Below are 249 nucleotides of genomic sequence, written 5' to 3'. Positions count from 1 at the left end.
TTCAGCCCCTGAGCTTTCACCCTCAATAACAACTCAGACCAACTTTGCTCTGACTCTCTAAAGCCATCTTCAATGGCAATAAATTCTTTTCTCCCTTGCTCGGTGACACCAATAACAACAAGGATGCGTATTCCACTGAATCCGGCCACCCATTCCAGTCGAAACCGGCCAGTCAGTCCACGTGATTCCGGCCACCTATTCCAGTGAAACTGGCCAGGTGGTCGGAGCGAAGCGACGCTGTTATTTTTT

General features: G+C 49.4%; 1 protein-coding gene. It reads right to left on the bottom strand.

Annotation, left to right across the window (positions count from 1 at the left end; genetic code table 11):
* A partial coding sequence (locus tag JWH17_RS23525) for a transposase (protein WP_205225123.1) occupies positions 1–249 on the bottom strand: 249 nt, incomplete at both ends.

This window comes from Desulfogranum marinum (assembly GCF_016918565.1).
GTDB lineage: Bacteria > Desulfobacterota > Desulfobulbia > Desulfobulbales > Desulfobulbaceae > Desulfogranum > Desulfogranum marinum.
This window is presented reverse-complemented; position numbering and strand designations above follow the sequence as displayed.